The 8,478-nt window shown below is 40.7% G+C and carries 11 protein-coding genes; 5 read left to right on the top strand and 6 right to left on the bottom strand.

The genetic code is table 11. From position 1 onward, the window contains the following. Positions 1–490 precede the first annotated feature (490 nt). Positions 491–1,099: a superoxide dismutase SodA gene (sodA, locus tag ACQKMF_RS04890; RefSeq protein ID WP_034308436.1), complete on the bottom strand. Its 609-nt coding sequence runs from the start codon at positions 1,097–1,099 to the stop codon at positions 491–493. 145 nt (positions 1,100–1,244) lie between these two features. Beyond that, entirely contained in the window at positions 1,245–1,730 is a 486-nt protein-coding gene (locus ACQKMF_RS04885) for a DUF456 domain-containing protein (RefSeq protein WP_101222580.1), read from the bottom strand. A gap of 161 nt (positions 1,731–1,891) precedes the next feature. Between ACQKMF_RS04885 and ACQKMF_RS04880 the strand changes: the two genes are divergently transcribed. The 4 genes from ACQKMF_RS04880 (at position 1,892) to ispG (ending at position 4,876) form a co-directional block, all read left to right on the top strand. Next, on the top strand, positions 1,892–2,659 hold the full coding sequence (locus tag ACQKMF_RS04880) for a DUF1189 domain-containing protein (RefSeq protein ID WP_157831004.1): 768 nt from the start codon (positions 1,892–1,894) through the stop codon (positions 2,657–2,659). A gap of 299 nt (positions 2,660–2,958) precedes the next feature. Beyond that, positions 2,959–3,102, top strand: coding sequence for an anti-repressor SinI family protein (locus ACQKMF_RS04875; RefSeq protein WP_427572018.1), 144 nt, complete (start codon positions 2,959–2,961; stop codon positions 3,100–3,102). Between the two features lie 114 nt (positions 3,103–3,216). After that, entirely contained in the window at positions 3,217–3,549 is a 333-nt protein-coding gene (locus ACQKMF_RS04870; RefSeq protein ID WP_230177020.1) for a hypothetical protein, read from the top strand. A gap of 214 nt (positions 3,550–3,763) precedes the next feature. Next, the gene (ispG, locus tag ACQKMF_RS04865; protein ID WP_185116202.1) at positions 3,764–4,876 is read left to right on the top strand and encodes a flavodoxin-dependent (E)-4-hydroxy-3-methylbut-2-enyl-diphosphate synthase; all 1,113 of its coding nucleotides are present in this window, start codon (positions 3,764–3,766) and stop codon (positions 4,874–4,876) included. A gap of 105 nt (positions 4,877–4,981) precedes the next feature. Here ispG and ACQKMF_RS04860 read toward each other — a convergent pair whose 3' ends face one another. Then, positions 4,982–5,452, bottom strand: coding sequence for a DUF4190 domain-containing protein (locus tag ACQKMF_RS04860; RefSeq protein WP_230177021.1), 471 nt, complete (start codon positions 5,450–5,452; stop codon positions 4,982–4,984). Between the two features lie 168 nt (positions 5,453–5,620). Between ACQKMF_RS04860 and ACQKMF_RS04855 the strand changes: the two genes are divergently transcribed. Beyond that, the gene (locus ACQKMF_RS04855; RefSeq protein WP_427572015.1) at positions 5,621–6,205 is read left to right on the top strand and encodes a 5' nucleotidase, NT5C type; all 585 of its coding nucleotides are present in this window, start codon (positions 5,621–5,623) and stop codon (positions 6,203–6,205) included. 36 nt (positions 6,206–6,241) lie between these two features. On the opposite strand, the gene ACQKMF_RS04850 is transcribed toward ACQKMF_RS04855, so the two are convergent. Genes ACQKMF_RS04850 through ACQKMF_RS04840 form a run of 3 tightly spaced genes read right to left on the bottom strand, consistent with a single transcriptional unit; the run spans position 6,242 to position 8,300 of the window. Then, positions 6,242–6,667: a Fur family transcriptional regulator gene (locus ACQKMF_RS04850; protein ID WP_101222584.1), complete on the bottom strand. Its 426-nt coding sequence runs from the start codon at positions 6,665–6,667 to the stop codon at positions 6,242–6,244. A gap of 13 nt (positions 6,668–6,680) precedes the next feature. Continuing rightward, entirely contained in the window at positions 6,681–7,514 is an 834-nt protein-coding gene (locus ACQKMF_RS04845) for a metal ABC transporter permease (RefSeq protein WP_063233033.1), read from the bottom strand. A gap of 21 nt (positions 7,515–7,535) precedes the next feature. Then, positions 7,536–8,300: a metal ABC transporter ATP-binding protein gene (locus ACQKMF_RS04840; RefSeq protein WP_101222585.1), complete on the bottom strand. Its 765-nt coding sequence runs from the start codon at positions 8,298–8,300 to the stop codon at positions 7,536–7,538. Positions 8,301–8,478 lie beyond the last annotated feature (178 nt).

The following is an 8,478-nucleotide window of genomic DNA, read 5'->3' as shown; positions in this document are numbered from 1 at the left end:
GCGAGCCAGGATGGCGATGACAGAGAAGTAGTTGCACTTATACTTTTTTCCTTAAAAGCTTTTCCCTTTAAATCAAAAACAGTATAAAGAAAACTCTTCGATTGGCGAAGACGAAGGGGTTGATCATGAATTTGGAGTGTTTACTCGTGAATTCGATCCTTTTACTCGTGAGTTTCGAGATTTCACTCAGGAATTGGAGAGTTTACTCGTGAATTTGTGCGTTTTACTCGTGAATTTCGGGCTTTTACTCGTGAGTTTTGAGCTTTTACTCGTGAGTTTTGAGCTTTTACTCGTGAATTTGTGCGTTTCTCGTAAATTTCCATCTTTATTCGCAGCTTTTTCTCGTGAATTTCTTTCACTTCTTTTGGCGAAACAGCATACGAGTTGCCTTAATATAGTTTTTCTTCAATGTTCCCGTTCGGATTAGAGAAACAAAAAAAAAGACAGGATTCCTTTTCAGAAAAGGAACCCTGTCTTTTTTAATTACAAATTATTTTGCAGCGCTGTAACGTTTTGCAACCTCATCCCAGTTTACAACATTCCAGAAAGAATTGATGTATTCAGGACGACGGTTTTGGTAGTTTAGGTAGTATGCATGTTCCCAAACGTCCAATCCAAGAAGCGGTGTTTTACCTTCTGATAATGGATTGTCTTGGTTTGGTGTACTTGTTACTTCCAACTCGCCATTGTTGACTGCAAGCCAAGCCCAGCCAGATCCAAAACGAGTAGTAGCCGCTTTAGCGAACTCTTCTTTAAAGCTGTCAAAGCTTCCGAATTTTGAAGTGATAGCATCCGCTAATTCACCAGTCGGTTGTCCGCCGCCGTTAGGTGAAAGGATTTCCCAGAATAAAGTGTGGTTAGCATGTCCGCCACCATTGTTGCGTACAGCTGTACGAACAGCTTCAGGTACTGCGTCAAGGTTAGCGACGATTTCTTCAACGCTTTTGCTTAGAAGTTCTTGGTTACCTTCTAGGGCATTGTTCAGGTTTGTCACATATGTGTTGTGATGTTTAGTGTGGTGAATGTTCATTGTTTCTTTGTCGATGTGTGGTTCTAATGCATCATATGCATACGGTAATTGTGGAAGTTCAAAAGCCATAATAAAATTCCTCCCTATGTAAGCTTTTATTTTTTGAGGGCTTCAGTTCTCGAAAGATACATAAAGCTCGCTAGAAATAGAGTATCAAATTTTTGTAACCGTTTCAAACCTTATGCCTCAATTTTTCATTTTTCGATTATATTTCCTATGAGAATACCACGAATAAAAAATATCCAATCATCAAAACTTGGATGATTCCTTTTGTGATGACGCTGCTTATAAAGCCTACAACGGAACCAAGGCCGATTTTCGAAGCAGTGACCGGGTCTTTTTTATGTACTAGGATTTCTGCCAGGAATGCCCCGATGAATGGTCCTATTAGTATTCCGAGGAACGGGATCACGAATGGCCCGACCAGAAGCCCAATCGTACTGCCCCAAATTCCCGCTTTCGTGCCTCCATACTTTTTGACCCCGACCATGTTCGCAATGTAATCAGCTGCGAATAAAAGGATGACGAATAAAATTTGGACCGTCCAGAAAAACCAGCCAAATGGTTCAAAAGAATAAAATAGTCCATATAGCAATATTCCGCCGAAAATGAATAAAACACTTGGGATGATTGGAAAAATCAGACCGACAAACCCCATTATGAACATGAGGGTAATTATTATCCAAAATAGTGTATCCATCATTAACACACCCCTTTCTCATTTTATATAATTTGACTTTATCTCTCCATAATTACCTCATTACTGATGGTTGAAACCAATGAAGCAGAATACAGGTTGTTTTATTTTTCCCATATAGTTAAAATTGGTTAGGAATCTTATATAGTTAGGTGCTGAAAACATTGAACATATTCAAACAACTATGGGTAAGCTTGTATTCTCCTAAAGATATCGCTTCCTTTCAAAACCAAGGTATCGGGAAAACGATATTATTCGTTTTCTTTATAAGTCTCATCGCCTTTCTCCCTTCAGCTTTTTATTTCGGGACAATGATAGTTAACGGGATAGATGCGATGCACGAAACAGTATCCGAAGACTTACCGGCATTTGAAATCAAAAATGGCACGTTGACAACTGAACAAGATGAGCCGTTTAGCCTGAATAAAAACGGATATCAAATTTTTGTAGATGGCACGGGAGCTTTGACCCCGGAAGATGTAGCCACTAAAGCTGATGAAGCTGTCGCGCTTTTAAAGTCTGATCTGGTTTTCGTATCCGGAGGCAATGTGCAATCCTCTCCATATTCAGTTCTGGAGGGAGATAATAAGGAAATATCCACTTGGCTTGATTCAGTTGAATCTGTGCTGCCTATTATCCTTCCATTGCTTCTACTTATATTATACCTGTTTACTGCTAGCGGTATCTTCATTAAAGTGACAATCCTTGCCGCTTTCGGTCTTTTTTTCAAAAATGCTCTTGGCCGTCCTCTTTCCTATAGGCATCTATGGAGAATCGGTGCTTACAGCATAACGCTTGCCACGGTATTCTTCGCCATCATGGATGCTTTTCAAGCAATGGTACCGTTCGCTTCCATCATTAGCTGGTTTGTGACATTGATGATGTTATTCTTATCGATTAAAGAAACATCAGCCAATAAGATCGGAAATTGACATTAATAAGATTGGACTCAGACTGTAGGGAAGCTCGATGAGAATCGAGCTTCCCTACAGTCTTTTAAGGCTTTGTAAAAATTCGCAGTCTCGCCCACCTGTTCCAATCAACTTTTTTAAAATTCAGATAGAACCCCATTTAATTCGACCACCGGGTCCGGCTCTTTTTGCTTAAATAAAATCGGGTAATCCATGCCTTTGCAGCATATGACTACAGTCATCATTTTTTTAATCTACTTAATTCGACAAAATACTCACTAAGTTATTCCTATACTTATGATTGAAATAGTAATTAAGAGGTGATAGATGTGAAGGAGAATCATATTGATGTGCAGTGGTTGTTACTCATAATGGAGGCAAAAAAGAGTGGTCTGACCCCAAAGGAAATTCGCTCCTTTCTTAACACTCATTCAAATAATAAGGATGTTACTCAGATGAAATAGAAAAATTTGAATGGCCACTCTCATATTCCATTTGAAGAATTGCCCATTTTTAGGCATATTTTTTGCCCCCTCCAAGTATAGATGAATTAAAGACAAGCTTGGGAGGATGGAAAATTGAAACGGCTACTGCTTTTTATCTCATTCTGTTTCACTTTATTTATTATTTATTTTGATATGACTACGGGTACCCTGCCGGCTTCCCATCCACCGGCCTCTACAGGCGAACAGGCCGTCCCGGCCAGCAAGCCTGCATCCGCACCATCTGCCGCCTATAAAGAAATTACCATGAAACCGGGTGATACCTTACTTTCCATCGTCGAAACGGAAAAAGGCGGATCCAATCAGCCAATCGAAACGATCATCACTGACTTTCAAAGTTTGAATGAAGGATTGAAGCCCGAGGATATGCAGATTGGCAAAACATATAAGATTCCCGTTTACAAATAACCCCCATAATAGGAATCTCCCCCTTCACAAGAACCATTAAGGGGATTTCCCAGCATTGATTTTATCCAGAAATTAGGGGATGTCTCGTGATGAAAAAACATTATGCGTCCTATTTTCTTGTCAAGCGGTATGTACATTGATACAATATTTCAGAGAAACAAATTAAAAATCAAAACTGATTTTTTCCTAAAGGAGAGAATTCCACTTGAGTGAAATCATACATCGCACCAAGACGCGGCCAATTAAAGTCGGAAACTTAACGATTGGCGGCAATAATGAAGTTATCGTACAAAGCATGACAACGACAAAAACACATGATGTTGAAGCAACGGTTGCAGAGATTCTTCGCCTTGAAGAAGCTGGATGTCAAATCGTACGTGTCGCCTGTCCGGATGAAAGGGCAGCTGATGCAATCTCTGAGATAAAAAAACGGATAAACATCCCTCTTGTAGTCGATATTCATTTCGATTATAAACTTGCTCTGAAGGCAATCGAGGGCGGAGCTGATAAAATCAGGATTAATCCTGGTAACATCGGTCGCCGTGAAAAGGTTGAAGCAGTAGTGAAAGCTGCGAAGGCTAAAGGAATACCAATTCGCATCGGGGTCAATGCTGGTTCTCTAGAGAAGAAAATCATCGAGAAATATGGCTTCCCGACTGCTGATGGAATGGTAGAAAGTGCTTTACACCATATTAAGATCCTGGAAGATCTGGACTTTCATGACATTATCGTTTCCATGAAGGCTTCCGATGTGAATTTAGCCATCGAGGCATATGAAAAAGCTTCGAAAGCATTCGATTATCCTTTACATCTTGGGATCACGGAATCAGGTACGCTATTTTCAGGAACCGTAAAAAGCGCTGCCGGACTAGGTGCCATCCTAAGTCAGGGCATCGGAAGCACGATGCGTGTTTCCTTAAGTGCCGATCCTGTCGAAGAGGTGAAGGTGGCAAGGGAGCTTCTAAAAGTATTTGGCCTTGCTTCCAACATGGCCACTTTAATTTCCTGCCCTACTTGCGGACGAATCGAGATTGATTTGATTTCCATCGCCAATGAAGTTGAAGAGTACATCCAGACGGTCAAAGCGCCAATCAAGGTATCAGTGCTTGGTTGTGCGGTAAACGGCCCTGGAGAAGCCCGTGAGGCTGATATCGGCATTGCCGGGGCCCGAGGTGAAGGTTTACTGTTTAGAAAAGGTCAAATTGTTCGTAAAGTGCCTGAAGAGACGATGGTCGAGGAACTTAAAAAAGAAATTGACAAAATCGCTGAAGAGTACTATGAAAAACAAAGAGCCGAAGCTGCTGCTGCAGCTTTACTAAATAAATAAAACAAAGAATCCCGATGTTTCATTATCGGGATTTTTTGTTTTATACCATTTGAAAAAACCCTTTGATGCATTTCGGAAAATGACATCAAAGGGTTTTAATGGTGTTTAAAAGAATGGCAGGATGAATATGCCAACGATGATGGAGATTGCACCAATGACGATGGCCCAAGTACCTAAGTTCGATCCCCGGCTTCTGGCCACTATCCCTACAATGATACCCACAATCCCTAAAATGAAGGGCATCGTGAATAAAGATATAATGGAGATGATCAAAGCTATGACACCAATCGCTTTCCCTCTTGATGCCACATCCCCAGAACCATTATCCTCTGCACGTCCATCATTTTTATATGACCTGATTCTCTGAGGCGGTGTTGAAATTTCGGCAGACGTTTCTTCCTGATACCGGTTATCCATATTGGTTATGGTCCCACGACTTTCATATCGTCTGTCATCTTCAGGTGTATCTTCATTATAATACCGCTCATGATGCTGATCATCCACAACGGTTGGTTCACTGCCCTCTTTCGCCAATTGCATTTCGTCGTCAATACTGGAGTATTGATCTTTTTCCATTCGTGCATCCCTCACTTTCATTTGTGAAGCATTTATAGTGTATGTAAAAATTGCGGATCCCATCGTGAAAATGGTTTCATATCTTGGAAATAAATACGGGTATTTACCAAAGCTATGATGGGATATGTTACACTATTACAAGTATTGAAAATGAGGGAGAGATTCATCATGAAAAAACGTTTTGGCATCGATATAGACGGGACTGTTACAAGACCTGATTCCATGGTCCCCTTTTTAAATAAAGCTTTCCAGCTGAATTTAGCTTATGAGGACATTACCGAATATGACTTATTCCCTTTCGTGAATGTTCCAAGAGAGGATTTCACTAAATGGTTCATTGAGAGCGAGCCACTCATCTATTCGGAATCATTATTGGCTGAAGGTGCGAAAGATGTATTGGAAAAATGGACTGAACACGCTAACCTTTATTTCATAAGTGCCAGAAGTAACCGTTTATTTGATGTAACCAAAAATTGGTTCACGTCGAATGAAGTCCTATATGATCATATTGAGCTTGTAGGCTCACACGATAAAGTGGCTGCAGCCAAAAAATTCGAAGTCGATCTCTTTTTAGAGGACAAGCACGATAATGCAGTGGCGATTTCGGAAGAGTGTAAAATACCCGTGATTTTATTTAATACTCCTTACAACCAAGATCCCGTGCCTGAAAGGGTGATTCGGGTCAACAATTGGCAAGAAGCCTCTGCATGGGTGAATAATTGGATGTCAGGGCAACCGGCAACTATAAAATGAGACAAGAAAAAACCATTGACTGGAGGTCAATGGTTTTTATGCATCCAAAGATACGCTACATGCGGGACAGCGTCCGTAAATTTCAAATTTATGACCCGAAACATCGTAGTCCTTCAAGCTTTCCTGAAGTTCCTGCATCGGGCACAGTTCGATTTCTTTCGTTTTTCCACAATTTAAACAGATGAAGTGGTGATGGTGGGAAGAATGACCGCATGTAAAACGAAAACGCTTTTCCCCTTCCAACTCGGTCGCTTCAAAGATGCCCAGTTCTACAAATAAGGAAAGATTTCTGTAAATCGTATCGAAGCTTAAACCTGGATAATCCTGTTTCATATTCTCCAATACATCTTTGGCCGTTAAATATTTATCGCTGGAAGAGAAAAGCTGCAGCATTTCTTCCCTCTTTCCTGTATGCTTAAAACCTTTATCTTTTAATAGTTGCATGGCAGTAGTTACGTTCATTACATCACCCCATCTATCGATTTTTCCACTTATCAAACAAAATTGACAAGATGAGAATTAGTACAGCTATTATTACAATGGTCCCGCCAGGAGCAAGGTCAAGGTTATATGATAAGAATAATCCGCCTATGACAGACACTTCACCGAATAAGACCGAATATCCAATCATCTGCTTAAAACCCTTTGCAAAGCGGAGACTAGCAGCTACCGGGAGCGTCATGAGCGAAGAAACAAGTAATATGCCAATGATTTTCATGGAAGCGGCAATGACCAATGCGACCATTACAATAAAAATAAAATGAATCGCTTTATAAGGTATTCCGGACGCTTTCGCATGCTCTTCATCAAAAGATAACAGAAATAGTTCTTTATACAATAGGGTGAGCATCAAGGCTACGACTATCCCCACTGCCAAAATGACATATAAGTCCGCACGGCTGACGGCACTGACACTGCCGAATAAATAACCGTATAAATCCGTATTGAAACCATCTGCAATGGATATGAAAATGACACTGAGACCCATGCCGCCTGACATTATGATCGGGATTGCAAGCTCTTGATAATGCTTGTACACCCCTCTTAATTTTTCAATGAATAATGAACCACCTACAGAAAAGGCCATTCCTATATAAAGTGGATTCAATCCTGCTAAAGATAGAAAGCTCTTCTGCAGCAATAAACTAAACGCTATCCCAGCAAGCGCTACATGACTTAGCGCATCGGAAATCATCGACATCCGCCTTACCACGACAAAAACGCCCACTAATGGCGCAATCGCTCCGATGATGATTCCGGTCAAAAATGCGTTCTGCAAAAATTCAAATTGCAATATCCCCGATATCATTGGGCTATCCTCCAAAACATATTAATGATCATGATTTAAAAATTGGACCCCATGTCCATAAATGGACGAGAGCTCACCTTCATCCAGCTCATTATATTCACAGGCATCCCCGTGAAAATGAAGCTTTTTATTTAAACAGGCGACATGTGTGACTTTATCGGTCACAGTACCAACATCATGAGTTACTAAAATAAGGGTTATACCTAATTTTTCATTCAACATCTCAAGCATTTCATAAAATTGGTGGACGTTTTTTGAATCAACGCCAACCGTAGGCTCATCCAATATCATCAATTCCGGTTCGCTGACCAGTGACCGGGCAATGAACACCCGCTGCTGCTGGCCTCCGGACAATTCCCCGATATTGCGGTTCTGATATTCAAGCATATCCACGGATTCCAGAGCCTTCTTCACCTTTTGCTTATCCTCTTTGCCTGCAAACTTAAACAAGCCGATTTTTTTGGTCAAACCACTCTGAACCACTTCAAAAACTGTGGCAGGAAACCCAGAGTTGAAGGAGTTGGCCTTTTGGGAAACGAAACCGACCTTTTGCCAATCTTTAAAGCGTCGTATGTCTTCCCCGAATATTTCAATTTTTCCCTTTTGGAGCTTGAACAGACCAAGCAGCAACTTCAAAAGCGTTGACTTACCGGATCCATTCGGCCCAACGATTGCTAAGAAGGCCCCTCTAGGGATTTCAAGAGAAACATGTTCCAGCACTAGATCTTTTGTATATTTGTAAGATATATCTTCAAATTTAACTATGGGGTTAACTACATTATCCAAAGAGATCACCTATTTTTTTAAGAATCATTACGATTAACAATCGTTAGTATAAATCAAAGAAGCCAAGATGTAAAGAAACCGGTCCTCTGAACAAGTGCCGGTACGCTCTGAACCACAAAAAAGTGTGAGCTGAACCAAACTTACCGTAATCAAACAAAGTTTCATGTTCACATACGTC

This window comes from Peribacillus sp. NPDC101480 (assembly GCF_050277335.1).
Lineage (GTDB): Bacteria > Bacillota > Bacilli > Bacillales > DSM-1321 > Peribacillus.
This window is presented reverse-complemented; position numbering and strand designations above follow the sequence as displayed.